Source organism: Metabacillus sp. KH_069 (assembly GCF_057838075.1).
This window is the reverse complement of sequence record NZ_CM174460.1, coordinates 224,080-249,565: the sequence shown is the minus strand read 5'-3', so window position 1 is coordinate 249,565 and position 25,486 is coordinate 224,080. Positions and strand designations below refer to the sequence as shown.

Annotated in this window: 25 protein-coding genes, 12 tRNA genes and 1 rRNA gene; 2 read left to right on the top strand and 36 right to left on the bottom strand. The window is 42.9% G+C overall.

Annotation, left to right across the window (positions count from 1 at the left end; all coding sequences use genetic code 11):
- Positions 1-197: 197 nt before the first annotated feature.
- The 14 genes from AC3ISE_RS01455 to AC3ISE_RS01390 all read right to left on the bottom strand — a co-directional run bounded on the left by AC3ISE_RS01455 (position 198) and on the right by AC3ISE_RS01390 (position 3,624).
- A 16S ribosomal RNA gene (locus AC3ISE_RS01455) occupies positions 198-1,747 on the bottom strand.
- 94 nt (positions 1,748-1,841) lie between these two features.
- A tRNA-Gly gene (locus AC3ISE_RS01450) sits at positions 1,842-1,915 on the bottom strand.
- A gap of 14 nt (positions 1,916-1,929) precedes the next feature.
- Positions 1,930-2,006 (bottom strand) — tRNA-Pro (locus AC3ISE_RS01445).
- Positions 2,007-2,024: 18 nt separating this feature from the next.
- Positions 2,025-2,101 (bottom strand) — tRNA-Arg (locus AC3ISE_RS01440).
- A 100-nt stretch (positions 2,102-2,201) separates the two neighbouring features.
- A tRNA-Leu gene (locus AC3ISE_RS01435) sits at positions 2,202-2,287 on the bottom strand.
- 18 nt (positions 2,288-2,305) lie between these two features.
- A tRNA-Leu gene (locus AC3ISE_RS01430) sits at positions 2,306-2,389 on the bottom strand.
- 15 nt (positions 2,390-2,404) lie between these two features.
- Positions 2,405-2,480: transfer RNA gene (locus tag AC3ISE_RS01425), tRNA-Lys, on the bottom strand.
- 27 nt (positions 2,481-2,507) lie between these two features.
- A tRNA-Gln gene (locus AC3ISE_RS01420) sits at positions 2,508-2,582 on the bottom strand.
- 5 nt (positions 2,583-2,587) lie between these two features.
- Positions 2,588-2,663: transfer RNA gene (locus AC3ISE_RS01415), tRNA-Asp, on the bottom strand.
- Positions 2,664-2,671: 8 nt separating this feature from the next.
- Positions 2,672-2,747 (bottom strand) — tRNA-Val (locus AC3ISE_RS01410).
- Between the two features lie 27 nt (positions 2,748-2,774).
- Positions 2,775-2,846 (bottom strand) — tRNA-Glu (locus tag AC3ISE_RS01405).
- A 16-nt stretch (positions 2,847-2,862) separates the two neighbouring features.
- Positions 2,863-2,953, bottom strand: a tRNA-Ser gene (locus AC3ISE_RS01400).
- Between the two features lie 6 nt (positions 2,954-2,959).
- Positions 2,960-3,034, bottom strand: a tRNA-Asn gene (locus tag AC3ISE_RS01395).
- Positions 3,035-3,177: 143 nt separating this feature from the next.
- Positions 3,178-3,624 carry a SprT family protein gene (locus AC3ISE_RS01390; RefSeq protein ID WP_489222767.1) on the bottom strand — a complete coding sequence of 149 codons (447 nt, stop codon included), beginning with the start codon at positions 3,622-3,624 and terminating at the stop codon, positions 3,178-3,180.
- 103 nt (positions 3,625-3,727) lie between these two features.
- On the opposite strand from AC3ISE_RS01390, the gene cmpA reads away from it, so the two are divergent.
- Positions 3,728-3,841 (top strand): cortex morphogenetic protein CmpA, encoded by a 114-nt coding sequence (cmpA, locus tag AC3ISE_RS01385; protein ID WP_087946367.1) that lies wholly within the window; start codon positions 3,728-3,730, stop codon positions 3,839-3,841.
- Positions 3,842-3,993: 152 nt separating this feature from the next.
- On the opposite strand, the gene AC3ISE_RS01380 is transcribed toward cmpA, so the two are convergent.
- The 14 genes from AC3ISE_RS01380 to acpS all read right to left on the bottom strand — a co-directional run bounded on the left by AC3ISE_RS01380 (position 3,994) and on the right by acpS (position 15,095).
- Positions 3,994-6,156: a Tex family protein gene (locus AC3ISE_RS01380; protein WP_489222766.1), complete on the bottom strand. Its 2,163-nt coding sequence runs from the start codon at positions 6,154-6,156 to the stop codon at positions 3,994-3,996.
- A gap of 88 nt (positions 6,157-6,244) precedes the next feature.
- On the bottom strand, positions 6,245-6,844 hold the full coding sequence (locus AC3ISE_RS01375; protein ID WP_489222765.1) for a PP2C family serine/threonine-protein phosphatase: 600 nt from the start codon (positions 6,842-6,844) through the stop codon (positions 6,245-6,247).
- A complete protein-coding gene (sigB, locus tag AC3ISE_RS01370) occupies positions 6,844-7,632 on the bottom strand; it encodes an RNA polymerase sigma factor SigB (RefSeq protein ID WP_133313772.1) in 789 nt (262 codons plus the stop codon). The genes AC3ISE_RS01375 and sigB overlap by 1 nt, the downstream gene beginning before the upstream one ends.
- Entirely contained in the window at positions 7,598-8,080 is a 483-nt protein-coding gene (gene rsbW, locus AC3ISE_RS01365; protein ID WP_489222764.1) for an anti-sigma B factor RsbW, read from the bottom strand. The genes sigB and rsbW overlap by 35 nt, the downstream gene beginning before the upstream one ends.
- Positions 8,077-8,409 (bottom strand): anti-sigma factor antagonist, encoded by a 333-nt coding sequence (locus AC3ISE_RS01360; protein WP_307428189.1) that lies wholly within the window; start codon positions 8,407-8,409, stop codon positions 8,077-8,079. The genes rsbW and AC3ISE_RS01360 overlap by 4 nt, the downstream gene beginning before the upstream one ends.
- Positions 8,410-8,471: 62 nt before the next feature.
- Positions 8,472-9,479 carry a PP2C family protein-serine/threonine phosphatase gene (locus AC3ISE_RS01355; RefSeq protein WP_489222763.1) on the bottom strand — a complete coding sequence of 336 codons (1,008 nt, stop codon included), beginning with the start codon at positions 9,477-9,479 and terminating at the stop codon, positions 8,472-8,474.
- Positions 9,480-9,490: 11 nt separating this feature from the next.
- Positions 9,491-9,892 carry an anti-sigma regulatory factor gene (locus AC3ISE_RS01350; RefSeq protein WP_489222762.1) on the bottom strand — a complete coding sequence of 134 codons (402 nt, stop codon included), beginning with the start codon at positions 9,890-9,892 and terminating at the stop codon, positions 9,491-9,493.
- Between the two features lie 2 nt (positions 9,893-9,894).
- Positions 9,895-10,260, bottom strand: a complete 366-nt coding sequence (locus tag AC3ISE_RS01345) for an STAS domain-containing protein (protein ID WP_029286372.1) — start codon at positions 10,258-10,260, stop codon at positions 9,895-9,897.
- Complete coding sequence (locus tag AC3ISE_RS01340) at positions 10,257-11,093, bottom strand: STAS domain-containing protein (RefSeq protein WP_309194586.1); 837 nt, start codon at positions 11,091-11,093, stop codon at positions 10,257-10,259. The genes AC3ISE_RS01345 and AC3ISE_RS01340 overlap by 4 nt, the downstream gene beginning before the upstream one ends.
- Positions 11,094-11,232: 139 nt before the next feature.
- On the bottom strand, positions 11,233-11,583 hold the full coding sequence (gene ndoA, locus AC3ISE_RS01335; RefSeq protein WP_029286376.1) for a type II toxin-antitoxin system endoribonuclease NdoA: 351 nt from the start codon (positions 11,581-11,583) through the stop codon (positions 11,233-11,235).
- Between the two features lie 4 nt (positions 11,584-11,587).
- Positions 11,588-11,869 carry a CopG family ribbon-helix-helix protein gene (locus tag AC3ISE_RS01330; protein WP_029286378.1) on the bottom strand — a complete coding sequence of 94 codons (282 nt, stop codon included), beginning with the start codon at positions 11,867-11,869 and terminating at the stop codon, positions 11,588-11,590.
- Positions 11,870-12,013: 144 nt separating this feature from the next.
- Positions 12,014-13,198 carry an alanine racemase gene (gene alr, locus AC3ISE_RS01325; protein ID WP_489222761.1) on the bottom strand — a complete coding sequence of 395 codons (1,185 nt, stop codon included), beginning with the start codon at positions 13,196-13,198 and terminating at the stop codon, positions 12,014-12,016.
- Between the two features lie 374 nt (positions 13,199-13,572).
- The gene (locus AC3ISE_RS01320) at positions 13,573-14,583 is read right to left on the bottom strand and encodes a LolA family protein (protein WP_489222760.1); all 1,011 of its coding nucleotides are present in this window, start codon (positions 14,581-14,583) and stop codon (positions 13,573-13,575) included.
- 146 nt (positions 14,584-14,729) lie between these two features.
- A complete protein-coding gene (acpS, locus tag AC3ISE_RS01315; protein WP_489222759.1) occupies positions 14,730-15,095 on the bottom strand; it encodes a holo-ACP synthase in 366 nt (121 codons plus the stop codon).
- Between the two features lie 103 nt (positions 15,096-15,198).
- Here acpS and AC3ISE_RS01310 point away from each other — a divergent pair, with 103 nt between their 5' ends.
- On the top strand, positions 15,199-15,792 hold the full coding sequence (locus tag AC3ISE_RS01310) for a rhomboid family intramembrane serine protease (protein WP_489222758.1): 594 nt from the start codon (positions 15,199-15,201) through the stop codon (positions 15,790-15,792).
- 294 nt (positions 15,793-16,086) lie between these two features.
- On the opposite strand, the gene AC3ISE_RS01305 is transcribed toward AC3ISE_RS01310, so the two are convergent.
- The 8 genes from AC3ISE_RS01305 to AC3ISE_RS01270 all read right to left on the bottom strand — a co-directional run bounded on the left by AC3ISE_RS01305 (position 16,087) and on the right by AC3ISE_RS01270 (position 25,407).
- On the bottom strand, positions 16,087-17,532 hold the full coding sequence (locus AC3ISE_RS01305) for a PH domain-containing protein (protein ID WP_489222757.1): 1,446 nt from the start codon (positions 17,530-17,532) through the stop codon (positions 16,087-16,089).
- A complete protein-coding gene (locus AC3ISE_RS01300) occupies positions 17,522-18,001 on the bottom strand; it encodes a PH domain-containing protein (protein ID WP_489222756.1) in 480 nt (159 codons plus the stop codon). The genes AC3ISE_RS01305 and AC3ISE_RS01300 overlap by 11 nt, the downstream gene beginning before the upstream one ends.
- Before the next feature lie 116 nt (positions 18,002-18,117).
- Positions 18,118-19,086: a UV DNA damage repair endonuclease UvsE gene (gene uvsE, locus AC3ISE_RS01295; RefSeq protein ID WP_489222755.1), complete on the bottom strand. Its 969-nt coding sequence runs from the start codon at positions 19,084-19,086 to the stop codon at positions 18,118-18,120.
- Between the two features lie 519 nt (positions 19,087-19,605).
- Positions 19,606-21,096 carry a degradosome RNA helicase CshA gene (gene cshA / locus AC3ISE_RS01290; RefSeq protein ID WP_489222754.1) on the bottom strand — a complete coding sequence of 497 codons (1,491 nt, stop codon included), beginning with the start codon at positions 21,094-21,096 and terminating at the stop codon, positions 19,606-19,608.
- A 165-nt stretch (positions 21,097-21,261) separates the two neighbouring features.
- Positions 21,262-21,969 carry an alpha/beta hydrolase gene (locus AC3ISE_RS01285; protein ID WP_489222753.1) on the bottom strand — a complete coding sequence of 236 codons (708 nt, stop codon included), beginning with the start codon at positions 21,967-21,969 and terminating at the stop codon, positions 21,262-21,264.
- 223 nt (positions 21,970-22,192) lie between these two features.
- Positions 22,193-22,855, bottom strand: coding sequence for a YdeI/OmpD-associated family protein (locus tag AC3ISE_RS01280; RefSeq protein ID WP_489222752.1), 663 nt, complete (start codon positions 22,853-22,855; stop codon positions 22,193-22,195).
- A 12-nt stretch (positions 22,856-22,867) separates the two neighbouring features.
- Positions 22,868-24,235, bottom strand: a complete 1,368-nt coding sequence (locus AC3ISE_RS01275; protein WP_489222751.1) for a UDP-N-acetylmuramoyl-tripeptide--D-alanyl-D-alanine ligase — start codon at positions 24,233-24,235, stop codon at positions 22,868-22,870.
- Between the two features lie 86 nt (positions 24,236-24,321).
- Positions 24,322-25,407 (bottom strand): D-alanine--D-alanine ligase, encoded by a 1,086-nt coding sequence (locus tag AC3ISE_RS01270; protein ID WP_489222750.1) that lies wholly within the window; start codon positions 25,405-25,407, stop codon positions 24,322-24,324.
- Positions 25,408-25,486: the final 79 nt, after the last annotated feature.

Sequence of the window (25,486 nt, the reverse complement as noted above, 5' to 3'; positions counted from 1 at the left end):
CGTTGTTTGTTCAGACATAAATGTCTGGAAAATCACTAATTATGGTAAGCGTAAATCTCAGTGAATTACTTGTTATCAATTACGTTATCTAGTTTTCAAAGAACAACCGACAAATCAGAAGATTTGTCTTCTATCATATGAGAGAATGATCTCTCAAAACTAAACAAAAACCAAAAGCGTCCTCATATATTCCTTAGAAAGGAGGTGATCCAGCCGCACCTTCCGATACGGCTACCTTGTTACGACTTCACCCCAATCATCTACCCCACCTTAGGCGGCTGGCTCCTTGCGGTTACCCCACCGACTTCGGGTGTTGCAAACTCTCGTGGTGTGACGGGCGGTGTGTACAAGGCCCGGGAACGTATTCACCGCGGCATGCTGATCCGCGATTACTAGCGATTCCAGCTTCATGCAGGCGAGTTGCAGCCTGCAATCCGAACTGAGAATGGTTTTATGGGATTGGCTAAACCTCGCGGTCTCGCAGCCCTTTGTACCATCCATTGTAGCACGTGTGTAGCCCAGGTCATAAGGGGCATGATGATTTGACGTCATCCCCACCTTCCTCCGGTTTGTCACCGGCAGTCACCTTAGAGTGCCCAACTGAATGCTGGCAACTAAGATCAAGGGTTGCGCTCGTTGCGGGACTTAACCCAACATCTCACGACACGAGCTGACGACAACCATGCACCACCTGTCACTTTGTCCCCCGAAGGGGAACCTTCTATCTCTAGAAGTGGCAAAGGATGTCAAGACCTGGTAAGGTTCTTCGCGTTGCTTCGAATTAAACCACATGCTCCACCGCTTGTGCGGGCCCCCGTCAATTCCTTTGAGTTTCAGTCTTGCGACCGTACTCCCCAGGCGGAGTGCTTAATGCGTTAGCTGCAGCACTAAAGGGCGGAAACCCTCTAACACTTAGCACTCATCGTTTACGGCGTGGACTACCAGGGTATCTAATCCTGTTCGCTCCCCACGCTTTCGCGCCTCAGCGTCAGTTACAGACCAGAGAGTCGCCTTCGCCACTGGTGTTCCTCCACATCTCTACGCATTTCACCGCTACACGTGGAATTCCACTCTCCTCTTCTGCACTCAAGTTTCCCAGTTTCCAATGACCCTCCCCGGTTGAGCCGGGGGCTTTCACATCAGACTTAAGAAACCGCCTGCGCGCGCTTTACGCCCAATAATTCCGGACAACGCTTGCCACCTACGTATTACCGCGGCTGCTGGCACGTAGTTAGCCGTGGCTTTCTGGTTAGGTACCGTCAAGGTGCGAGCAGTTACTCTCGCACTTGTTCTTCCCTAACAACAGAGTTTTACGATCCGAAAACCTTCATCACTCACGCGGCGTTGCTCCGTCAGACTTTCGTCCATTGCGGAAGATTCCCTACTGCTGCCTCCCGTAGGAGTCTGGGCCGTGTCTCAGTCCCAGTGTGGCCGATCACCCTCTCAGGTCGGCTACGCATCGTTGCCTTGGTGAGCCATTACCTCACCAACTAGCTAATGCGCCGCGGGCCCATCTGTAAGTGACAGCCGAAACCGTCTTTCCAACTTGAACCATGCGGTTCAAGATACTATCCGGTATTAGCTCCGGTTTCCCGGAGTTATCCCAGTCTTACAGGCAGGTTGCCCACGTGTTACTCACCCGTCCGCCGCTAACCTGCTGGAGCAAGCTCCAGCAAGTCCGCTCGACTTGCATGTATTAGGCACGCCGCCAGCGTTCGTCCTGAGCCAGGATCAAACTCTCCGAAGAAAATTTGCGACTCAATTTGTTGCTGACTTCAAAAATTTAAAACGTTTGGTACGCTTTTGGTTTTGTTTAGTTTTCAAAGATCATTTTTAAAAATTGGAGCGGGTGATGGGAATCGAACCCACGACATTAGCTTGGAAGGCTAGAGTTTTACCATTAAACTACACCCGCGAAAAGTATTTGTCTGGTCGGGAAGACAGGATTCGAACCTGCGACCCCTTGGTCCCAAACCAAGTGCTCTACCAAGCTGAGCTACTTCCCGGACACATAATATATAGAATGGCGCGCCCGATAGGAGTCGAACCCATAACCTTTTGATCCGTAGTCAAACGCTCTATCCAATTGAGCTACGGGCGCACTTGTTAATGTCTTGTTCATGTAATGAAGCGACTTAAATATAATACCAAGTTGTGTTCTTTTTGTCAACAACTTTTTTGAGGTTTTTTTAAAGCTCTTTTGGTGCGGCCGAGAAGAGTCGAACTTCCACGGGGTTGCCCCCACTAGGCCCTCAACCTAGCGCGTCTGCCATTCCGCCACGACCGCGAAAAGATAAAAAATGTATGGTGCGGGTGAAGGGACTCGAACCCCCACGTCAAAGACACTAGATCCTAAGTCTAGCGCGTCTGCCAATTCCGCCACACCCGCATACATTAGTTAAAATGGTGTGCCATGAAGGACTCGAACCTTCGACCCTCTGATTAAAAGTCAGATGCTCTACCGACTGAGCTAATGGCACTTACTACTATTCGCATTTAAAATAAAATGGCTGGGCTAGCTGGATTCGAACCAGCGCATGACGGAGTCAAAGTCCGTTGCCTTACCGCTTGGCTATAGCCCAATAAATGGCGGTCCCGACCGGGATCGAACCGGCGATCTCCTGCGTGACAGGCAGGCATGTTAACCGCTACACCACGGGACCAGATATGATGGTGGAGGATGACGGGCTCGAACCGCCGACCCTCTGCTTGTAAGGCAGATGCTCTCCCAGCTGAGCTAATCCTCCCAATCATTGATATGCAATTTAAAGCGATGACCCGTACGGGATTCGAACCCGTGTTACCGCCGTGAAAGGGCGGTGTCTTAACCGCTTGACCAACGGGCCAAAGACAAAAAAATAATGGCGGAGAAGGAGGGATTTGAACCCTCGCGCCGCTTACGCGACCTACACCCTTAGCAGGGGCGCCTCTTCAGCCACTTGAGTACTTCCCCATAATATGGCTCCGCAGGTAGGACTCGAACCTACGACCGATCGGTTAACAGCCGATAGCTCTACCACTGAGCTACTGCGGAATAATTAGTCATGACAGACTTCTTTTATTATATGAAGATTAGTACAAGCTGTCAAGCCTTCTTTTTATTAATGTTTTGCGTCTCTTACGACGGCTTTTATAATTTATCACAGCTTTGTATTATGAGTCAACCCCTTTTTTCATCTATGAAACAAGTTTTATTTTCCCGCCGCATTTTCCGCATACATACTTGGAAGTATCCATTCTTCTGTGCCGTTTATAAATGAACATACAAGCTCTGCACTGATACACTAATGTCTTCTTTTTTCTGACTGTCGTCTGAAGCGGCGTGCAAAATCTCGGGGCACCTACTTTCGAAAGAAGCTCTCTAAATTCAGAATCACGGTGCTTATACCCTCTGCCCTCTATATGGAGATGATAGTGGCATAGTTCATGTTTGATGATACCGGTTATCTCTTCTAATCCCTGAGCTATATACTTAGGGTTAATTTCGATGTTGTGGCTTTTTAAAAGGTATCTTCCGCCTGTTGTGCGCAGCCGGGGGTTAAAGATCGCTTTATGTACAAACTTTTTTTGAAAGTAAGTTATCGAAATCGATTCTGTCAGTTGCTGAAGCTCTGTTTCATTCATCGGTTACACCCCGCATAGTTTGTATCTCCGAACAGGACATCTTGCGCCCGCATATAGTAAGTAATACACATACTCCATTATAAACAATAAGGAGGAACGAGCAATGCCCTCATGGTTAAAAAACCAAATGCAGCGTGCGTTTTATGAAAAGGACCGCTATCAAATAAAGATGTTGAATCAATGCTGGTATTTCTATAGAAAAAAACACTGCTCATGAGCAGTGTTGGAACAACTAAATGCATTGCGTCTTTTTTCAGCAAAAACTACATTTATTATAGCTGGTTATTAAGATTTATTAGCCGAAATGGGGAATCATTCAGCTAATCCCCCATTCGAATCTGCAGCACTGCACGCATGCAGTGTTTTTCATTAACCGTTAATCATCGTCAAAGCGACCCGGCCTTTATGCTGATCTACAGAGTCCACCCATACCGTAACAACATCACCGACGGAAACGACATCGAGCGGATGTTTGACAAAAGAGTTTCTGAGCTTTGAAATATGAACGAGCCCATCCTGTTTAACGCCTATGTCCACAAACGCGCCAAAATCTACAACATTGCGCACTGTGCCCTGAAGTTCCATGCCAGTCTGAAGGTCCTCGAGTTTCAATACACCCTTTTTAAGCAGCGGCTTAGCAATTTCATCACGCGGGTCACGTCCTGGACGAACAAGAGAATCACAAATGTCTTTGAGAGTCAGCTCTCCAAGATCGATAGCTTCTGCAGTTTCTTTTATATTAATTCCCGCAATTTTTTCTCTCAGCTGCTCCGTGCCAACATCCTTCAAGGTCAGTCCCAGCATTTTCAGAAGCATTTCAACCTCTTTGTAGCTTTCCGGATGAATGCCTGTTGAGTCAAGCGGATGCTTTCCGTCAGGTATTCTCAGGAAACCTATGCATTGTTCGAACGTTTTTGCGCCAAGCCGCGGTATTTTCTTTAATTGCTTCCGGTCCTGGAACTTCCCGATTTCATCCCGCTGCTTCACAATGTTTACCGCAACTGCCTTGCTTAAGCCCGCTACATATTGCAGGAGTGATGATGATGCTGTATTGACATTCACTCCTACTTGGTTAACCACTGTTTCAACAACGAATGTAAGAGAATCATTCAGCTTCTTCTGTGTGACATCATGCTGGTATTGCCCTACTCCTACTGATTTCGGATCAATTTTAACCAGCTCTGCCAGCGGATCCTGCAATCTTCTTGCGATGGAAACTGCACTTCGTTCTTCTACCTGGAACTCAGGGAATTCTTCACGGGCCAAGTCTGATGCAGAGTATACACTTGCTCCTGCTTCGTTTACGATAATATAGGCAAGATCTGATTTTAATTCATCAATAAGATCTGCAATAAATTGTTCTGTCTCTCTTGAAGCCGTTCCATTTCCAATCGCAACCAGCTCGATGTTATTTTTTTGGATCACATCGATTAGCTTTTGCTTTGCTTCTTTTGCTTTATTGACCGGTGGATGAGGGTAAATGACGCCTATTTCCAGAACTTTTCCGGTCTCATCGACAGCTGCAAGCTTACACCCTGTCCGGTACGCAGGGTCAACCCCTAATACAACACGGCCTTTCAATGGCGGCTGAAGCAAAAGGTTGCGCAGATTTTCAGAGAAAATATGAATCGCACGATCATCCGCTTTCTCCATTAATTCTTTTCGGATCTCACGTTCAATGGAAGGCTGAATTAATCGTTTATAGGCATCTTCAATGGCTTCTATATAGACATCCTTTACCACTGTATGCTGATTTTTCAATTCATTTCTTTGAATATGAGAAGTGATCAGATCGGCCGGCGCCTGGATGGCAACTTTCAGAATTCCCTCTTTTTCTCCCCGGTTCATAGCAAGGACCCGATGCGGGACAACCTTTTGAATCGGCTCTTCGTACTCATAGTACATTTCGTATACTTTCTTCTCATCTTTTTCTTCATCTTTTGAAGAAGTGATGATTTTCCCTTTTCGGAAGGTTTGTTCGCGAATCCACTGACGGTAAGATGGCTCATCTGAAATCCACTCAGCTAAAATGTCCTTAGCCCCTTCAACTGCATCTTCCGCAGTCAAAACCTCCTGCTCTTCGTTTACAAACTCCATCGCTTTTTCTCTAAGCGATCCATTAGAAGGCTGTCCTTTTATCCACTCGGCAAGAGGTTCTAAGCCTCTTTCTTTCGCAACCGTAGCTTTGGTTCTCCGTTTTTGTTTATAAGGACGATAGAGGTCTTCAACCTTTTGAAGTTTCAAAGCTCCTTCTACCTCTTTTTTAAGATCTTCTGTCAGCTTTCCCTGTTCATCAATTAACCGGATGACTTCTTCTTTTCTTGATTCCAGGTTTTGAGTGTATTGCCACTTTTCCGAGATATCACGGATTTGCACCTCATCCAATGCACCTGTCTGTTCTTTTCTGTACCTCGCAATGAAAGGAACGGTATTGCCGTCTTCGAGTAATGCAATCACATTTGATACCTGTTTATATGTAATGGATAAATCCGCACTGATTGTTTTCATAATGCGCTCTGTTTTCTCTGCCATTCTTTTCCCTCCCCAAAATAAAGACTTAGAAACATTTTACCAAAAGACGCGGACTTTAAAAAATGCTCCCAATAAAAAAAGCCGTCAACTAGAATAGCTGACCGACTACGTAGGTTAAATCATCTTGCCTTGACTTTGTATAAGGCTCAAGCTGATTTGAAATATCTTCAATTGTCCGGTAATCCTTAAGCAGTGATTTTACAGCAGGAATGTTCAGTCCATCTGAATGGATAATGAATTTCGCCCCAGAATCATATGCAAAGGATTGAACACGGAACTTCTGAGGTTTTCCTGACATATAGCCAAGTACAGGAAGAGGATAGACAAACGTGCCAGACGGAGAATAGAGGACAAATCGGATATTTCCAACAGAACTGAATGTAAATTGATTCTGTTTAAAATACGCTTTAAAAATAGCAACAGTTGCTCCGCGCTTATTTTTCAGCACCTCATTTGATTTCTCGATCATCAGGCCAACGTCCTCGGCATGAAATTCCTCAACGACTTCTTTAATGGCAGAAGAAGATTCATGAGCCCGTTCACCGCTGCCGAGACCGTCTGCAACAGCACATACGAAATAGTCTTCAGTTGCTTTAATCAAGAAACTGTCCCCGCATAACGTTTTACCTTCTTTTTGCATTTGATAAGCATATGCGTGGACATGATTATTTTCTTCAATTTGAATCATTAATGCAGCCCCATTGATAAGTCAGCCGAAAGTGCTTCTTTTAACTTCGTGATCGCTCTTCTTTGAAGTCTAGATACATGCATTTGAGAAATACCAAGAATTTCTCCTGCTTCCTTTTGACTCTTATTTAAAATATATGTGTGATGAATAATTTCTTTTTCACGGTCAGACAGAACGTGAAGAACACTTTCGAGCATAAGCTTTTGATTGACCTGCTCGTATCCTTCTTCCTTTGATCCTACGATATCAAGAATTGTTACTGTGCTGCCGTCGGAATCAGCCTCGATTGAATGATCGACAGATAAAGCCTGGTAGCTTTTGCCCATCTCCATCGTCTCGAGCACTTCTTCCTCTGTCACCTCAAGATAGTCTGCTATTTCATGAACAAGCGGTGAGCGCTGAAGGGAATTTGTCAATTCGTCTACAGCCATTTTTATTTTAGGTCCAAGCTCTTTAATTCTTCTCGGAACATGAACACTCCATGTTTTATCGCGAAGGAATCGCTTGATTTCACCGATGATAGTCGGAATGGCAAACGCTTCAAACGTTTTTCCAAACTCAGGGTCATAGCGGCGGATTGCACCAAGCAAGCCAATCATGCCCACCTGTTTTAAGTCTTCGTGAAAGCTTTTGCCTCTTGAATATTTCTTTGCGAGAGTTTCAACCAGCCCGCTGTAATATTCAACAAGAAAAAGCTGAGCATCTTCATTTTGATTGTGCTGAAAATCGAAAATCAATTCATTGATTTCTTCTTTAGTTCGCTTCGTAGTTTTGGATGGCTGTGTCATGTTCTACTCGCTCCCCGTTTAAATACTTTGTCATAAAGACGGTAACGCCGGAATCGATCTGCACACGTACTTCATCCATGAGCGTTTCCATCAAGTAGAGCCCCAACCCTCCTTCTGGAAGTTGGTCAACAGGGTTTGCAGCAGAATATGGACCCAGTTCGTTTTTCTTTTGTTCAAAATTGAAACTTTGCCCGCTGTCTGACACCATAACTTCAAGACGGTCGTCGTAAAGGCCAAACCCGATCATGACTTCTCCGCCTTCAATTTTTTCGTAGGCGTGCTGCACAGCATTTGTACATGCTTCGCTTGTTGCGATTTTCAAATCTTCAATTTCATCATAAGAGTAACCCATTCTGCTGGCAATACCAGAAAGAGTCAAACGGACAATGCCGACAAATTCTGGTTTAGCAGGTATTTTCACCTCGATGTAATCCACTAACTGTTTCATCGAACCCCACCTTCTGATTTAGAAGAAATGTCAATAATATCACTCAGTCCCGTTATGTTGAATAGTCTTTCCAAACGAGCGGATAAATTAACAAGCTTTAAATCACCCTCATTTTTTCTCACAGCTTTTAGCAAGCCAACAAATGCGCCAAGTCCTGTGCTGTCCATGTAAGAGACATCTTTAAGGCTTACGATCATGACAGGTTTTCCCTCTTCTGCAAGCGGCATTAGTTCTTCTCTTAATTTCGGTGCTGTGTAAGCATCAATTTCTCCAGCTAAATCTATTTGAATATGTTCCTCTGATCGATTAACATTTATATTTAAATTCATCAATATCACCCCAGTAAGATTACTTGTAAGCTAATAAAACAAATACCCACTTTTTTTACAAGTCAAACCTCGCGTTTTAAAATAATCAGCGTAAAATCATCACGCAGTTCAAAATCCTGCATCTGCAAAAAGTCTTTATAAATATTATCTACAATTCCCTGTGCATTCAAATCACTGTATTTTTTAATGAGGTTCGTAATGAAATCACGTTCAATGAACTCTTCATTTGTTTTCGACTCTGTTACACCATCTGAAAGCAAAACAATCATATCGCCTTTTTCGACGATTCTGCTGTATTGCTTGTACTTTATGGATTGATCTATGCCAAGGACCAGACCTTTTGTGTTCATGTCATGAAAACAGTCCTCTTTCGCGCTGTAATAAAATCCAGGCTCGTGGCCCGCTGATCCATAGACAAATTCATGAGTATCCGTATCATACATTCCATAGAACATTGTAATGAACATGCTCGGGTCTACGTTATGCTCTACAACCCTGTTCAGATTTTCCAGAACACGGCTTGGAGATTTGCGGGACTCCGGCAAGCTGTCCATTGCATATTTGATCATGGACATACAGAGTGCAGCGGGAATTCCTTTCCCGATTACATCAGCGATGGCAATACTTACGCTTTCTTCATCATAAACAAAATGGTAGTAATCCCCGTTCATATGCTTCGCGGGAACACTTATTGCACCTATATCAAGATTCGGAACTGTAGGCACTGACGTTTCCAAAAGCATCTGCTGAACATTCAAAGCTACTTGAATCTCAGACTTAATCTCCTGCTGCTTATCCCGAAGGCTTTGATGCTCCTGATAGGCCAGACCGTACCCCATCATGACCTCTAAAAGAAAGTCGAGAGAGTGCAAAACATCTTGATCTACATCAGGAAATAAATCTTGCAGCACTTTACGGTGCAAACTGATAATTTCCTCAGGGGGTACTTGCTCTTCTATTGCTTTTCTGCTGAACTTTTGCCCCTGGTACAAAGCCGTTTCTGTTAATTCCTGCATATAATGACTTAGTATTTCCTGATATTTCGATTCAATGACTTCCTTAAAATCCATCAAGCTTCCTCCTAGCGAAGCCATTTGACAGCTTGGATATCCGTTCCCTCTCCTAAGACGGTATTAATGCTAAATTCATCCATCAGGCGTTTTACTCCAGGCAATCCGGCTCCTAACCCACCAGATGTTGAAAAGCCGTCTTCCATCACTTTTCGGATATCTGGTATTCCTGGTCCGTTATCAATGGCTATTATTTTTAAACCTCTTTTACTGAATTCGCTGATCTGCTCAATGCAAATTTGGCCTTGTCCAGCATACAAATATATATTACGGGCTAATTCGGAAATAGCTGTCGTAATCCTCGCTTGGTCTACCGTACCAAACCCGAGTTCTTTTGCAACATTGCGTCCAAGCTGCCGCGCAGCAACAATGTCCCACTCCGTAATGATTTTTACACAGGATTGGTTATCCATGCTTATTCCCCCAGCTCCTGTTGTAATGTTTCAAGTCCTTTTTCCAGGTCAAGCGCGGTTTGGACATCAGCAAGATGAATGCCAAGCTCAATGAGGGTAATTGCTACAGCAGGCTGAATGCCTGTTAAGACAACTTTAGCTCCCATTAATTTCGACATGCCGATAACATCACCTAAAACCTTGGCGATAAAAGAATCAATTACATCTACGGAGGTTAAATCTATGACAACACCGCTTGCACCTGTTTCGTGAATTTTATGAAGCAGATCTTCCTGAAACTGCAGGGCAGTCTGATCATCAAGTTCCCACTGAATAGATACAAGCAGACAGTTATGAAGCTTTAAAATCGGTATTCTTGGAGTTCTCATTGTGAATCCCCCATTTCTACTATTTGTCGATTTGTCATTTCAAGTGCAGCTTCCATTCCTTTTTGAAGACTGTTCTTCGTAATGACCTGACTTAAATCAATGCCAAGGTTTACGATTGTCTGAGCAATCTCAGGTCTGATTCCCACAAGGAGACATTTTGCGCCTACAAGGCGAACAGCTTCTGAAGCCTGAATAATATGATGAGCAACCATTGTGTCCACAACCGGAACACCTGTAATATCAATTAAAACAACTTGCGCACGGTGTTTTACAACACCTGTAAGCAGGTTCTCCATGATTTGCTTTGCTCTCTCTGTATCAATTGTACCAACTAACGGCATAATTGTAATGTTTTCAAATATCGGAATAAGCGGAGCCGATAATTCCTGCAGGGCAATCTTCTGCAGAGAAACCGTACGCTCCCAAGATGCTGCATATTGATGAATTAGTTCATTATTGATTGGTGAAAGCGACTTGTCAAACTCCCACACTATTTTCATTTTTTCAGCTTCCGGAAGGCCATCCGTCATTTTTGTGAAGATAATTAAAGACAGCTGCTTTAATCCTTCAGATATATACTTTAAGCTCCAGCCCAGCTGAACAACCCTGTGGGCATAGTCAGAAACCTTTTCAGTCTGATCGCTTCCCGGGTTTTTCATATAGCTGATTAAGATTTGCAGATATTCATTGCAGGTATTTAAAAACACTTGATCTGAAAGGATGTTAGAGTACTTCTGATCTCCCAAATCTTTCAGACTGTCTTTCCATTCATTCAAGATTTCATTTTGATGAGCCAGAACAAAATCTAGTACTGGATTAGATGCATCCTTCATGTGCAGATTATCCCCCTCTTATCGTATGGGTAAAAAAGTAAACAAGTTATTCCACTTTACATTATACCGATTTATGCCAATAAAATAAAAAAAAGTTGCTTAATGGGAGCAACTTCCTAAAAAATAACGTTTTTTAGTTTTAAAAATCAATGAGTCCTAAGCTAATTTGCAGAGCTTCGTCCACTTTATCCATCATTTCATCATCTAAGTGTGTAATCTTATCAGTCAATCTCTGTTTATCAATTGTTCGAATCTGCTCTAACAGTATAACAGAATCACGTTCAAATCCATAACGCTTGGAATCAATTTCCACATGAGTTGGCAATTTCGCTTTTTGAATTTGAGCGGTAATAGCTGCTATGATGACCGTTGGACTGAACCTGTTTCCGATATCATTCTGGATGATCAGCACTGGACGGACGCCCCCTTGCTCAGAGCCAACAACGGGTGATAAATCAGCAAAATAAACGTCGCCGCGTTTGACAATCAAAGGATTAACCCCCGCTTACTAAGCGTTCAACGGTGTGGTCAGCCTCTGATTCAGCTTGAAATGCTTCGGAAGCAATGTTTAAGTTAATCTTAGCCATCTCCATATATCCCCGTCTCATCGACTCGCGTATTTGGCGTTTCTTGCGCTCGCGGATATACATCTTTGTTGCTTGATAAATTAACTCGCTTCGGTTCCCATTCTCTTGTTTGACAAGACCGTCTAATTCCGAGACTAATGCTTGCGGTAAACGAATTAAGATTTCTGTTGTTGCGCTGGATTCAGACACAAACATACACCTCCACCAAACTTACACACCTATTATTCCATTCCACATACAATAATAACACTATCAATGCAAGAAGCAAAGTTATTTTCTAATAATTCAACACTATTATCGGCTTTGCAAAAGCATCTTTATTCATGCCTTCTTCTATTCCGGGCAATCCGTCACCTTTTTCATGCCGCAAAAAAGAGAGTTTCTCACTTCAATTATACTCTTATTTTTCAAAAACATACGGGGAACGCGCAAAGTTATTGTACAAGGCACTTCATAGTTGATGGTTTCAAGTCTTTCTGCCACTTCATCCACAGAAATCCACTCATCTTTTTGCCTGCCGATTAACGTTACCTTTGTCCCGATTTCTTTATAGGAGGAAAGCTTAATCATGCATTGATCCATGCATACCCTTCCAACAATTGGCATCCTTTCGCCGTCAATCAGAACATCCGATTCTCTCAAACGGCGCACCCACCCATCTGCATATCCAATCGGAATCGTCCCGATCCATTCATCTTCTTCAGCAGTATAAGTAGCTCCGTAGCTTACTTTTTCTCCTTTGCTGATTTTTTTCACATGGACAAGCTTTGAATGAAGGGAAAACGCTTCTTTCAGCTCATAAGGCAGTTCAGGTTTTATTTCCATTGAAGGACTAAGACCGTACATTGAGATTCCCAGTCTCACAGCGTGAACTAATTTTTCAGGAAAACGAAGTCCCGTCGCACTGTTGCCGCAGTGAATCATCACACCGTCATATTGAGCAGCCACCTGCGCCATTGACTTGAACGCAGCGTACTGCTTGTTGAAATAAGCTGTATCCAGCTCATCTGCTGTTGCAAAATGCGTAAAGATACCTTCTATTTCCACACTCGGATTTCCTTCTGCAAATTTAAACGCCTGCTGAATCTCTTCCTCTGACCGGACACCGAGACGGCCCATTCCTGTATCAATTTTCAGATGGACAGATAAAGTTCCCTTGTGAACATACTTTTCAGCTTCCGTCAGCCATTCAAAAGAAGGAGCTGTTAAAATAATGTCCTGATCAACAGCGATTTGCACATCTTCCGGCCGGGATGCACCCATCACAAGGATCGGCGCTTCAAACCCTGCCTCACGTAAAACGAGTGCTTCATCTAAGAAAGCTACTGCCAGCATGCTCGCGCCTGCTTCAAGAGCCGCCATTGCCACCTCTGTGTCTCCATGGCCATAAGCATTGGCCTTCACAACCGCAATCAGCTGCGTGGTTTCGCCTATATGGTTTTTCATAGATTTCACATTGCTGTATATCGCATCTAAATCAATTTCAGCCCAAGTATCGCGGTAAAAAGAATTTCCCATGTCCTACACTTCCTCATGATTGTCTTTTCTATTGCTGATTATCAATGGTATTGCGTTCTTTTGTCAAATGAAATCGGTTCCAAACTGATGGGATTTGAAGATGGAATACGGAGAAATTAGTTCTGAGGTAAATTCTGTGATGAAAAGGATTAAGTGTGGACTAAAAAAAATGAATGGCCAAGCTGTCATATCATTATTCTAGCTGTACTTGGAGTTTGCAAATCAGTTTTACTTTTCAAAAATGACGTCACACTCTCCGCTGGAGACCTCTAACTCTCTGCACATCCGGTTTGACTTTCCGGACATGAGTTCTTACTATCACGCTCGCAGAAAGCATAAAAAACTTGGATGGCACAAATGCCATCCAAGTTTGCTTACTTAATTGCCTGACCCTGTACAGATTGAGCTACCCGGATCATCTCTTCCTGAGATAGATCTTTCGATGCAATCATGTACTCTACCCCGTCGAAGGTCCAAGTTAAAGATTGTTCTGTTAAAGCTCCTACAGCTACACCGAGGTCAACCGGTTCGCCGCTTACAAAAGAGGAGGTTGCAACAGTGGCAGCGACTGCTTTTTCCTGAATGAAGGTGTAGGATTTTTCACCATCATACGTTTGCACGACCCGCTTCCCATTTTCTGTTTTCATCTCTTTTTCTTCAGTCAGCTTCACACCTTCAATCTGCTCGAGAGGATACTTCACAGCAAACGGTTCTGAGTTAACAGATGCAGATGTTTCAACATCTACGCTTGCAAATGACATATTCTTTTGCATATCAAATGAGTTTTTATCGAATTTCGCATCAAAATCAAAGTCCGAAAACTCCACCACAACTAATGGATTGCGGTCTGTGTCCATTACTTTGACAACAGAAGGCTTCATGTCCTTTTTATTGAACGTGATCTCTTGGAGAGGAAGCATCTGGCTGTTTTGGTAATTTGTTTTTGTCTCGAAAACGTAAGCATCTTTTGTTGATTTGAAAATCGAATCTGCATCGCTCTTAATGTCTTTTACCAGTGATTCGAAAAGATAAGCCTGACTGCTGTTTTGCGGCCATTCGCTTTGGAAACGGAAACTTTTCTTAAGGGCCGGCGTCAGGACAAACACGCCCTCATTATTGCGGAGAATCATCTGGCTCTGATCTTTTTCAGCATTCTTCAAGTTTACTCTGTAGAATGAAGGCTGCTTATGCCAGATTTCCACCTCGTAAATTTGAGGCTCACTGCCTGTTTGAAGGGTCATTTGCGCTTTCGCTTTGTACCCCGATAACTCCTCAACCTTTTTATCCAGGTTTTCCACAACATCCGTCTTGGATTTCTCTCCGCATCCGGCAAGCATTAATACAGCGAGCAATCCAATGGCCAGTAATAAAAAGTGCTTTTTCACCTTTTCAACCCCTTTGTCTCATATGACGTAAAAAGGAAGAAACTCTCCCCTGAAGGAATCATGCAAAAGGAAGCACGACCTCCTCAAACGACTTGTCTCTCCTACCGCTGTACAAATATATGAGACAAAAGATATGAATATGCAGACTAGCTTGACGAGCTTTCAATAATTACTTGAGCAGCCGCATAATCCTTTGTGTGCGTGATTGATATGTGAATGATAAAACCCGGTAAATCAGGCATTGTTACAGCCGGTTTCCCGTTTCCATCATTCAGAATTTCAATATCCTTAAAACTCAATTCTTTTCCGATTCCGGTTCCCGCCGCTTTTGAAAACGCCTCTTTCGCCGCAAATCTTCCGGCGGCATATTCGATTTTCCTCCGGGGTGCATGCGATTGATATTTATCTTTTTCTCTCTCTGTAAGAATCCTGTCAATGAATTTCGGCTGTCTCTTTATTAAACGTTCAATCCGTTCAAGTTCTGCTAAATCAAGACCAATCCCTTTAATCATGCGGACACCCTCTTTTTGTTCAGTATGTACTAATATGCTCTCATGTCTCATAACCGTGTTAATATAGAAACAACTAAGTCGTTAGAATAAGGAGACACTCTCTATGTTTACAAGATCAGAAGATTTCAGAACGTTTATCCGTCTATATCCTGCTGTAACCGTCATTGTCTGTATTCAAGTCTTACTCTGGCTCTTGTTTTTACTTCCAGTTCCTACAATAACATACTTTTTCGCCTCTTTAGTAGGATACAATGCCGGTGTCGCAAACGGAGAATGGTGGCGCTTGATTTCCCCTATTTTCCTTCATGCAAACTTCGCTCATATACTTTTTAACAGTGTATCCATCATCCTGTTCGCGCCAGCATTAGAACGGATGCTTGGAAAAATCCGCTTTATTGCTGCCTATTTGGCAACAGGCATCGCCGCAAATCTGGCAACCTACTTCATCATAGAAGATTTAACGTATACTCACGTCGGAGCTTCAGGCGCCATCTTCGGCTTATTCGGCATCTACCTTTACATTGTCGTATTCAGAAAAGATCTGATCGATTCTTCAAACTCTCAGCTTATTATTACCATTTTAGCCATTGGAATTGTCATGACATTCATCAATACTAACATCAATATCATTGCCCATATTTTCGGTGCCGTCGCAGGTGCGCTGCTTGCGCCTTTGTTTCTTAGCAGAAAAGCGTAGCCGCCCGTTTAGCTCCGACAGACAGATAAGGATCCGGCTGAAAAGGCGCTTTTTGCCTTTACAGACGGAGCCGTTCTGGCCGAGGAGTTGGGCGGCGGAGCTGGACAATGAAAAGCGTTGCCGACTGGTTAGCTCCGACAGACAGATAAGGATCTGCCAGCAAAGGCGCTTTTTGCCTTTGCTGGCAGATCCGTTCTGGCCGAGGAGTTAGGAGGCGGAGCTGGACAATGCGAAAAGCGTAGCCGTCCGGTTAGCTCTGACAAAAAAGATAACATCAAAAAAAGACGCCCATCCTCAAAGGATCGCGTCTTTTTTCGTATGATTTTCATAAGAATACCATTCAAACACTTCTCCGGCATCATCTGCGTCCAGGCCTTTTACCATAAAATGCGTGCCTCCGAGACCTGATGTTGTCGAGGATTGAATGGATGCAAGGTCCAAACGGCGCTGAAAAAAAGATTGCCTGGCTTCAATGACCTGAATTCTTTTTCGCTTCACAACAAATGTGGACTTCACCAGATTTCTTGATGAAAGCGTAAGTTGCTCAGCATGGATGGCCCATCCTGCATCTTTAAATGACGCGAGACCAATCAGAAGTCCTGCAGGAACTGTCAGCAGTGCAAGGTAACCCCACGGCTGAAAGAAGTAGCTCAGAATGCATGAGATCACTATGAAAGGAATGGTATAGACGAGAACATATCCTCTTCTCGCTCTCTTTGGAAGCGGGCTTAATTGATCTGCTAAAGAAAAGTCAGGTGTAAATTCCGTTAGGATCTGCTGAATTTTCGTTTTTTTAATCAGCGGAAAAAGGACGGCAGAAACATTTTCATCTTTAGCGCTTCCCCCTGCACTGACAATGTGCACAGTTGCATAGCCGAGCGGCTGGCGAATCAAGTTTTCGCTGATTTTCATAGCCTGGATTCTCTCAAGCGGAATCGTCAGCTGGTGCTTTTCAAACAAACCTCGCGAGATGACCAGATCCTTTTCTTTCTTTACCACTGTAAAGTTGGCAAACTTCAGACAAACGCCGATTATGCTAAGAATCCAAGCAATGAAAAATGCAATGAAAACAAGAATCGCGTAAACGGTAATGCTTGCGTTTGAAAGAAAAGAAAAACGATCGATAATGTCATCAAACGGGATAAGCTCGTCAAATTGTGAGAAGAAAGCAAATGCAGCAGACAGAACAACTCCGATACCGCTCGATGTTGATGCAGCAACCATCAGTTCTTTTGCACCAATTCTATAGGTTAAATAGGTTTCTTCTTCTTTTACTGTCTCAATGATCTCATCATGATCCAGTTCCTTTTTTCTTTCCGCTAAAACGGAATGAATCCTGCGGGCTTCTTCTTTTGTAACAGCTGTAAGAACAGCTTCAGCCTCTGCGCCTCCTCCGGCTGTTTCAAGCTGGAGCTTCACAAGTCCGAATATCTGCTGAATGATTCCGGCACTTTCATTAATTGATTGGATTCTTTCAATCGGAATATATCTTTTCTTTTTTATAAATAAACCGAATTCAATCCGCAGTTCATTGTCTTCAATGCGGTATGTATATTTCATCCAGCTGATGATACTGTAGATGATCATTGCAATCAGAATCACCGCAAGTCCAATAAAGAAATAGATCTTATAATCATTAACGAAGAAAAGAACAATGACAGGAAAGATCCCATCTTTCAATTGTTTGATAAAGGTTAATATAGCGGAAGCGGGATGCAGTCTTTTTGGCTCAGACATCATCTTCGGTCACCCTCGCAAGCTTCGATATAAAGTCACGCAGCTGATCGGCTTCAATTACATCAAGTGCAGGAATCTCATGAATGGTTGCTGCTGTATGTATTGTTACAGTTGCAAGGTCATTTTTCCTGAGCAATGGCCCCTGTTTTGTATTAACATTCTGCACTCTGACCATTGGAACAAGCACTCTTTTCACCACAAATAAGCCGGACTGGATATCAATTTCATTTTCATGTACCTCATACCGCCAAGTGCGGTGCTGTATTTTCGGAGTAATAAAAATAAATATGACGGAAAAGGTCAGCCATGTTCCGAGGACGGCAACGGCAATCCATATTGGCCACTCAAAGTAATAAACAGCAAACGCAATTCCTCCGGATACAGCCAAAAAAATCAATGATTGGATAAGTGCTGAAAGCTTCCATACCTTTAGTGCTTTTTGACTGATTTGATACTTAGGTGCTTCTCTCATCTCTGTTCCCCCCGAACTAGCAGCTCTCTCTTTATATACGGATGAACGGCTCATTTGTTTCACCTTTTAGAAAATCATTCCATTTACATTATAAAGAATTGAACCTTGCTTGAACACTACTTCAGCAAAAACGATGCTCCGTCTATTTTCTCAACATCCGGAAACAAGCACATCTGCTCCATTAATTGAAAAAGAGCATCATCTTTTTGTTTTGCTTCAATCATACAGTCAATTTGCGGAACACTTCCTTTTATTTCTGAAAGGAAGGCCATGAAAAGCTCCGGATCCACAAAATCAGCGTGAGCATTAAAGTCCTTTTCACTTCGCGGGCTCGATATATGCATTTTCACGGGAAGGGAGGAGTGCTGCCAGCTTGCAGCAACACGCTCCCAGTGTTCTGCCCAATTCGAATCTTTTTCATGATTGGCCAAGTGGTGATGATAATCAAAAACCAGAGGTATAGCCAATTTCTCGCATAGGTAAAGGGCATCTTGAAGAGTAAAGGTTGTATCATCATTCTCTAACATCAGCATATTCTGGATCTTAACGGGTACAAACCCCCAATTGTGAATGAATTGTTCGAGGGCTTTATCCTTATCGTTGTATGCACCTCCTACATGAATAACACATCTATGTTCGTGAGGCACATTCATCCCTCTCAGCAGAGCTTCATGCATGCTTAATGTCCTTAGTGATGTATTCAGGATTTCAGGCTTTGGCGAATTCAGCAGGACAAAATGGTCCGGATGAAAATCCACTCTCATTTTTGATTTCGAAATCCACTCGCCAAGCTCCCGCAGAGGTTCTCTAAGCGCACGCAAATAGTTAAAATCATTTATCTCCGGATGATTCGCCAGGGGAATTAATTTTGAACTAAAACGGAAGAAATGAACATCGTGTCCGACATTGTGTTTGATAATGCGAAGGCAATTTTCCAGATTTGACGCTGAAATTCGTTTTAACTTCTCTATGGCAGCTTCGCGGTCTTTTAAACGCTGAAATTGTGCGTATGTCATCGTTTGGGAAGGAGAACAATTTTTTAGATTTACACTCATTGCAACATAACCTAAACGGACGATTGTCATAAATGTCACCTTCTTTTCTAAGATACCTATAGGTTGCCCGGTATGCAGGAAAATAAGTGCGGCAGCTTTAGCAGTATGCTCTAAACCTGAGTTAACAGCACAAACTGAGGAGCCTGCTCCACCCGAAATGCGCTAAACAAGAGTTAACAGCACAAACTGAAGAGACCGCTCCACAGGATGTGCGCTAAACCGGAGTTAACAGCACAAACTGAAGAGACCGCTCCACAGGATGTGCGCTAAACCGGAGTTAACAGCACAAACTGAAGAGACCGCTCCACAGGATGTGCGCTAAACCGGAGTTAACAGCACAAACTGAAGAGACCGCTCCACAGGATGTGCGCTAAACCGGAGTTAACAGCACAAACTAAAGAGACCGCTCCACAGGATGTGCGCTAAACCGGAGTTAACAGCACATAGAGAGGATAACGCTCCATCGGATGTGCGCTAAACAAGAGTTAATCGGCCAAAAAGCACAAAAAAACACACCGCACATGACGGTGTGTTTTGCATCATCATCTATTAGTTAGATGAAGATGAGTTTGAGTAACGTCTTTTGTTGTCTCTGTTCGGCTTGCCGCCTTGTTGTCCATAAGAACGTTTGTTGTTGCTCTTAGAATGCGGGCGCTGGCCGTCTCTTCTGTTGCGGTTGCTTGAAGAAGAAGAAGAACGTTTTCCGCCTCTTTTCGCATACATAGGAGCCTCATCCGTTAAGTTAACCGGAGTTTGGTTCGGTTCTTTTGTCATTAATTTAATTGCAGCAGCAAGTACTGATACTTGGTCGAATTCTTCAAGCAATGCTTCAGCCGTACGCTTATAGAATGACAAGTTATCATCAGTAATTGTCTGACGGATTTTATCGATTGAAACAGATTGCTGACCTTCAAGCGCCTCATCAAGAGTCGGTGCTTTCATGCGGTCCATTTTGCGTTTAGTCGTACGCTCAATGATTTTAAGCATATCTTGTTCTCTTGGTGTTACGAATGTCATCGCAGCACCAGTTTTGCCTGCACGGCCAGTACGGCCGATACGGTGAACGTAGCTTTCAGGGTCTTGAGGAACATCAAAGTTGTAAACATGAGTTACACCAGAAATGTCAAGTCCGCGCGCAGCAACGTCAGTAGCTACAAGCACTTCAATTGCGCCTTCTTTAAATTTGCGAAGAGCAGACATACGTTTAGCTTGAGTTAAGTCGCCATGAATTCCCTCAGCTGCATATCCTCTTAGCATTAAAGCTTCAGAAAGTTCATCTACTCTGCGCTTTGTGCGTCCGAAAACGATCGCAAGCTCAGGTGATTGAATGTCAAGAAGACGTGTTAATACATCAAACTTCTTCTTTTCCTGTACTTCAATGAAGAACTGCTGAATGTTTGAAACAGTCATTTCCTTTGCTTTTACTTTAACAAGCTCAGGGTTTGTCATGAATTTTTCAGCGATGCGTCTGATTGGATCAGGCATTGTAGCTGAGAAAAGCAATGTTTGATGCTCTGAAGGAACATTTGAAAGAATATTTTCAATGTCTTCAATGAATCCCATGTTAAGCATTTCATCTGCTTCATCCATTACAACTGTTTGAACGTCAGATAATTTCAATGTTTTACGGTTGATATGGTCGATTAGACGGCCCGGAGTACCAACGATAATGTGAGGAAATTTCTTCAATGAGCGAATTTGGCGGTTTATATCCTGTCCTCCGTAAATCGGAAGAACGCGAACGCGTTTAGCTGAACCGATTTTGTAAAGCTCTTCAGATACTTGAATCGCAAGTTCGCGAGTCGGTGCAATGATGATTCCTTGAATCTTATCTTGTTTAACATCAATTTTCTCAATAAGCGGAATACCGAATGCAGCTGTTTTACCAGTTCCAGTTTGTGCTTGGCCGATCACATCTTTATTCTGAAGCCCCAGTGGAATGGTTTGTGCTTGGATAGGTGTAGCTTCTTCAAACCCCATTTTATTAATAGCTTCCATTAATAATGGGCTGATACCTAGTTCTTGAAACGTAATTGTCAATTTGTTCTACTCCTTTTAATCTCTATAGCTTTCACAGACTTTCATGTATGGTGAATCAAAAAACGCCCCATCGGGCAAAACGTTAGCTTTATAAAAGCCCGTAAACACTTAACTTTAATCATACCACTTTTTTTATCCTTTTACAACAAGCCTTAGAGATGTGGTTCATTTTACACTCATTTTATTTTGTGTCATCAGGAAGGATTCTATAACTTCAACAAGCATTGGGAAATCCTCCCCATGGCAAATGAGATGCTTCGAACAGGGGAGAAAACAAAGCTCCTTCTGCTCTGAAGCGATTCTCTCATAAATATATCTCGCACTTTTTACAGGAACAATTCCATCACATTCACCTTGAACGATGAGGACCGGTATAGTTATTTTATCCAATATTGGGCGAATGTACCTGACTAATTTCCTGAATTCGAGAGTCGCTGCGATCGGCGTTTCCAGCACTTTTTTTCTGTATCTTATATAAATTTCATTGTTTGCTCCATTTCCCCGAATGGCATCTGCAATGAGATCTTTTACATCAACAAGCATCTGCCGGGGATTAAGGTAATAAGCAGCCGCGCTTAGCAGGACCAGTTTTGCTACCGGATACCTTGATGCAAGATACGCAGCAATTAATCCCCCCATTGAAAATCCTATGATATAGACTTCCGTGCATTCATCTAATAGATCCCTTAATTCATTTTCAGCATGGGCAATCCACTGATTAAACCCAATCCCTCTCAGACTCGGGGTTTCTCCGTGCCCTGGAAGAGTGGGCACTTTAAGCACCCAGTCTGTCTCCTCCTTCAAATGGCGGACAAGAGGTTCCACTTCATACGGGGCACCAGTAAATCCGTGAATACATAGGCATCCTTTCATGTCGCTCTCTCCCAAATGTCATTTTTTTAAACTGCGCCAGTTGTAGTTTTAAATAAAAAAACCCTGGGTATATAAAAAGTACCCTGGGTTACTATATTTCAAAACAAAAAGGAGCGTTCATAATGACAGTCTTAAAAGATAGCGCAGTAGAAGTATTGAGTGAATTAACACCATATTCAGTGGGTATTGGATTAGTTGTTTTAGTGATTGCACCATTTATTTTTTAATGTACATAAGGGCCCTTTTTACTCTGCAGCAGTTTTTCTATCGTTTGATCCAGCCTTTTATCATAGGTTTCCGGACGTTTAGCACTGGTGATCCATTCTACATAAGACCGTTTGTGTGAAGGTGCAAGCCCCTTAAAAAAGGCAGCCGCTTCCGCATTTTGTTCTAATTTTCTTTCAAGTTTTTCAGGAATGATTAACTCCTTGTTTGAGGAGTCCGCTTTATTAGATGCTTCCTGTTTAACTCCTATTTCTTTCTTCCGGGTTAACTTTTTGATTGCTTCTCTTGGCCTGAACCTTAAGGCTGACCATGTTTCGTCAATGGCAATCTGTGTAACCCCGACAAGCCCTTCATTTAGAAGTACTTCCCAGCCTTGATCGCGATTAATATCCGTTTTTATTTTTGAAGATTTTTTAGGATATGAAACCCATAGCATACCATCGTATCCGGCGGCATGAACTGCAGAGGGTCCCATTTCAGCAAGCTCTGTTACGCTGCTGACAAATAAATGCACAAAATCGTATTTTCCCTCAGGTGCAGTATGGAGCGATACGCCCTCAGGCAATGCTGATAGGTCTTTAAAATAATCTTCTGGTGCATTCAGCACCAGAATTTTTTTATGCGGCAAAATTTTAAGCTTTTTTACAAGTGCTTCGTTCATGCTATTTCCTTCTTATACAAGCGCATTGACGACTTCTTCCAGCTTCATGCCTCGTGAAGCTTTTACTAATACAAGATCTCCGGATTTTGCCGTCTGTTTTAAATGGTTAACAAGCTGTTGTTTATCCTGATAAACGTGAATGAGGGATGAATCCATTTTCTTTTGTGCTCCTGCAGCAATTTCCGCACCCAGTTTTCCGAACGTGAAGAGATAATCAATCTCTTTTGAGTCGATTGATTCTCCAACCTCTTGATGAAACTTCACCTGCATCTCATCGCCAAGTTCTAGGATGTCTCCAAGAACTAAAATTTTCTGATTGTATCCCTGCATATCACAGGCAAGTCTGATGGCAGCTTTCATTGAAGTCGGGCTTGCATTGTATGCATCATTGATTACAGCAAGATTCTCTTTTGTTTTTGTTAATTCAAGACGCATGCCCGTCATTTGGATCGCTTTTAATCCTTCACTGATCTTCTCTTGTGTTACACCCAAGAATTCTGCCGTAGCGATGGAAGCAAGCGCATTATTCACATTATGTTTTCCAAGCACAGGCAAAAATAACTTCTCTTCCCGCCCGGTGAGTTTAAAGAAAGTGCCGTTTTCTGTTTGCTGAATCTCTGAAGGAGAATAGGCATTCCGTTCTGACCCGCCAAAAGAAATTGTTTTAAACGAATAAGATTGAACCCGTTCAGTCAGCAAAGGCTCCTCCCCGTCATAAATAAGCACGCCGTCAGGCTTAAGTCCGCTGACGATTTCAAGCTTCGCTTTTGCAATGCCTTCTCTAGAACCCAAATTCATTAAATGGGACTCGCCGATATTTGTGATGATTGCTGCATCGGGCTTAGCAAGGTTTGATAAGAGCTCAATTTCTCCCCTGTTGCTCATGCCCATCTCGAGTACCGCTACTTCTACGTCTTCAGTCATACTCAGAATCGTAAGCGGCAGCCCAATATGATTGTTAAAATTCCCTTTGGTTTTATGTACTTTGTACGTCGTTGAAAGCAGAGACGCCACCATATCTTTAGTCGTTGTTTTCCCATTGCTTCCCGTTACGCCGATTACCTTAAGCTGAAGCTGTTCTAAATAGCTGCTTGCCAATTTCTGCAATGCCTTTAACGTATCTTCAACTAAAATAACGGCGCCTGCAGGGGGATTAGGTTTTGAGCGGTCCCATAAAGTTGCAGCTGCACCTTCCTCAAGTGCTTTCCCGGCAAATTCATGCCCGTCAAAATTTTCGCCGACAATTGGAATAAACAGAGTTCCCGCTTCAATCTTCCTCGAATCCGTTGTAATACCATGAATGAATTCTTTTTCTTTTTCAGCAGATAATCCTGATCCGCCTGCCATCGTTTGAATATCCACTAACGAACGTCGTATCATTTGTTTTGCTCCTTTCAAATCCATGTTAATTCATCAATATGTAGACCAAGAAACACTATTCCTAAGAATAGTGTTTCCATGCTTTCTTAAAACGTATGTTTAATTTGCTGTTTTCCTTCGTGGCGCTCAAGCGCAAGCTCAACTAATTTTTCGATAAGCTCAGGGTATTCGACACCTGCATGCTTCCAAAGCAGCGGAAACATGCTGTAAGGCGTAAATCCAGGCATTGTGTTTACTTCATTGATCAATGCTCTTCCGTCTTCTGTTAAAAAGAAATCTGCACGCACAAGACCTGATCCGTCAATGGCCTTAAATGATTTAATTGCTAAATCTTTGATCAGAGCATATTCTTCTTCTGTAACTTGTGCCGGGATCATCATATCTGTATCCCCATCAACGTATTTCGAATTGTAGTCGTAAAATTCTTTTTTAGGTGCAACCTCTCCGACTACTGAGCAGCTTGGTTCATCGTTTCCAATGACGCCGATTTCGATTTCACGGCCGATGATGCCTTCTTCAATAATTATTTTGCGGTCATAATTGAATGCTTCATCAAAAGCTTTTACAAGGGATTCACGGTCTTTGCATTTGCTGATGCCGACACTTGATCCAAGGTTTGCAGGTTTAACAAAGCAAGGGTAGCCAAGCTCCTGTTCAACTGTTTCGTATGCTTTTTCCGGAGCTTTCTTCCAGTCGTTCTTGATGAATGAAACGTATTTAGCCTGCTCAAGTCCTGCCTGCGCAAACAAGTTTTTCATGATTACTTTATCCATCCCGGCTGCAGAAGCAAGAACGCCATTCCCTACATAAGGAAGATTCAGAAGTTCAAGCATTCCCTGAACCGTTCCGTCTTCACCGTTTGGTCCATGCAGAAGCGGGAACACGACATCGATTTGCTCATGCTCATTGTCCGACTTTGAAGGAAAGAGATCCTGATTCAAAGCAACCGGCGAAACAGCTGTGCCTCCGTCTTTAAACTGAAGAGCAGCAACGTTTTCAACAGGCTCCTGCAATTTCGCTCCCCGGATCCATTCGCCTTTATCTGAAATATAGATTGGATGTATATCAAATTTGTTTGTATCTAACGCTTTTATAACAGCAAGTGCTGTCTGCAAAGAAACCTGATGCTCTGCTGACTTGCCGCCGTATAATAATCCTACTTTAATTTTCATGTGGATATCCCCCTAAAGAAAGTTCATCTCTTCTATATTATCATTTTCAAATCAAATTGTTATAGCCCATCATGCAATT

Coding starts and splice junctions, on each gene's coding strand:
- AC3ISE_RS01390 (WP_489222767.1), bottom strand. CDS start 3,624: ATGAATGAAACAGAGCTTCAGCAACTGACAGAATCGATTTCGATAACT.
- cmpA (WP_087946367.1), top strand. CDS start 3,728: ATGCCCTCATGGTTAAAAAACCAAATGCAGCGTGCGTTTTATGAAAAG.
- AC3ISE_RS01380 (WP_489222766.1), bottom strand. CDS start 6,156: ATGGCAGAGAAAACAGAGCGCATTATGAAAACAATCAGTGCGGATTTA.
- AC3ISE_RS01375 (WP_489222765.1), bottom strand. CDS start 6,844: ATGATTCAAATTGAAGAAAATAATCATGTCCACGCATATGCTTATCAA.
- sigB (WP_133313772.1), bottom strand. CDS start 7,632: ATGACACAGCCATCCAAAACTACGAAGCGAACTAAAGAAGAAATCAAT.
- rsbW (WP_489222764.1), bottom strand. CDS start 8,080: ATGAAACAGTTAGTGGATTACATCGAGGTGAAAATACCTGCTAAACCA.
- AC3ISE_RS01360 (WP_307428189.1), bottom strand. CDS start 8,409: ATGAATTTAAATATAAATGTTAATCGATCAGAGGAACATATTCAAATA.
- AC3ISE_RS01355 (WP_489222763.1), bottom strand. CDS start 9,479: ATGGATTTTAAGGAAGTCATTGAATCGAAATATCAGGAAATACTAAGT.
- AC3ISE_RS01350 (WP_489222762.1), bottom strand. CDS start 9,892: ATGGATAACCAATCCTGTGTAAAAATCATTACGGAGTGGGACATTGTT.
- AC3ISE_RS01345 (WP_029286372.1), bottom strand. CDS start 10,260: ATGAGAACTCCAAGAATACCGATTTTAAAGCTTCATAACTGTCTGCTT.
- AC3ISE_RS01340 (WP_309194586.1), bottom strand. CDS start 11,093: ATGAAGGATGCATCTAATCCAGTACTAGATTTTGTTCTGGCTCATCAA.
- alr (WP_489222761.1), bottom strand. CDS start 13,198: ATGGGAAATTCTTTTTACCGCGATACTTGGGCTGAAATTGATTTAGAT.
- acpS (WP_489222759.1), bottom strand. CDS start 15,095: ATGATTAAAGGGATTGGTCTTGATTTAGCAGAACTTGAACGGATTGAA.
- AC3ISE_RS01310 (WP_489222758.1), top strand. CDS start 15,199: ATGTTTACAAGATCAGAAGATTTCAGAACGTTTATCCGTCTATATCCT.
- AC3ISE_RS01305 (WP_489222757.1), bottom strand. CDS start 17,532: ATGATGTCTGAGCCAAAAAGACTGCATCCCGCTTCCGCTATATTAACC.
- AC3ISE_RS01300 (WP_489222756.1), bottom strand. CDS start 18,001: ATGAGAGAAGCACCTAAGTATCAAATCAGTCAAAAAGCACTAAAGGTA.
- uvsE (WP_489222755.1), bottom strand. CDS start 19,086: ATGACAATCGTCCGTTTAGGTTATGTTGCAATGAGTGTAAATCTAAAA.
- AC3ISE_RS01285 (WP_489222753.1), bottom strand. CDS start 21,969: ATGAAAGGATGCCTATGTATTCACGGATTTACTGGTGCCCCGTATGAA.
- AC3ISE_RS01280 (WP_489222752.1), bottom strand. CDS start 22,855: ATGAACGAAGCACTTGTAAAAAAGCTTAAAATTTTGCCGCATAAAAAA.
- AC3ISE_RS01275 (WP_489222751.1), bottom strand. CDS start 24,235: ATGATACGACGTTCGTTAGTGGATATTCAAACGATGGCAGGCGGATCA.
- AC3ISE_RS01270 (WP_489222750.1), bottom strand. CDS start 25,407: ATGAAAATTAAAGTAGGATTATTATACGGCGGCAAGTCAGCAGAGCAT.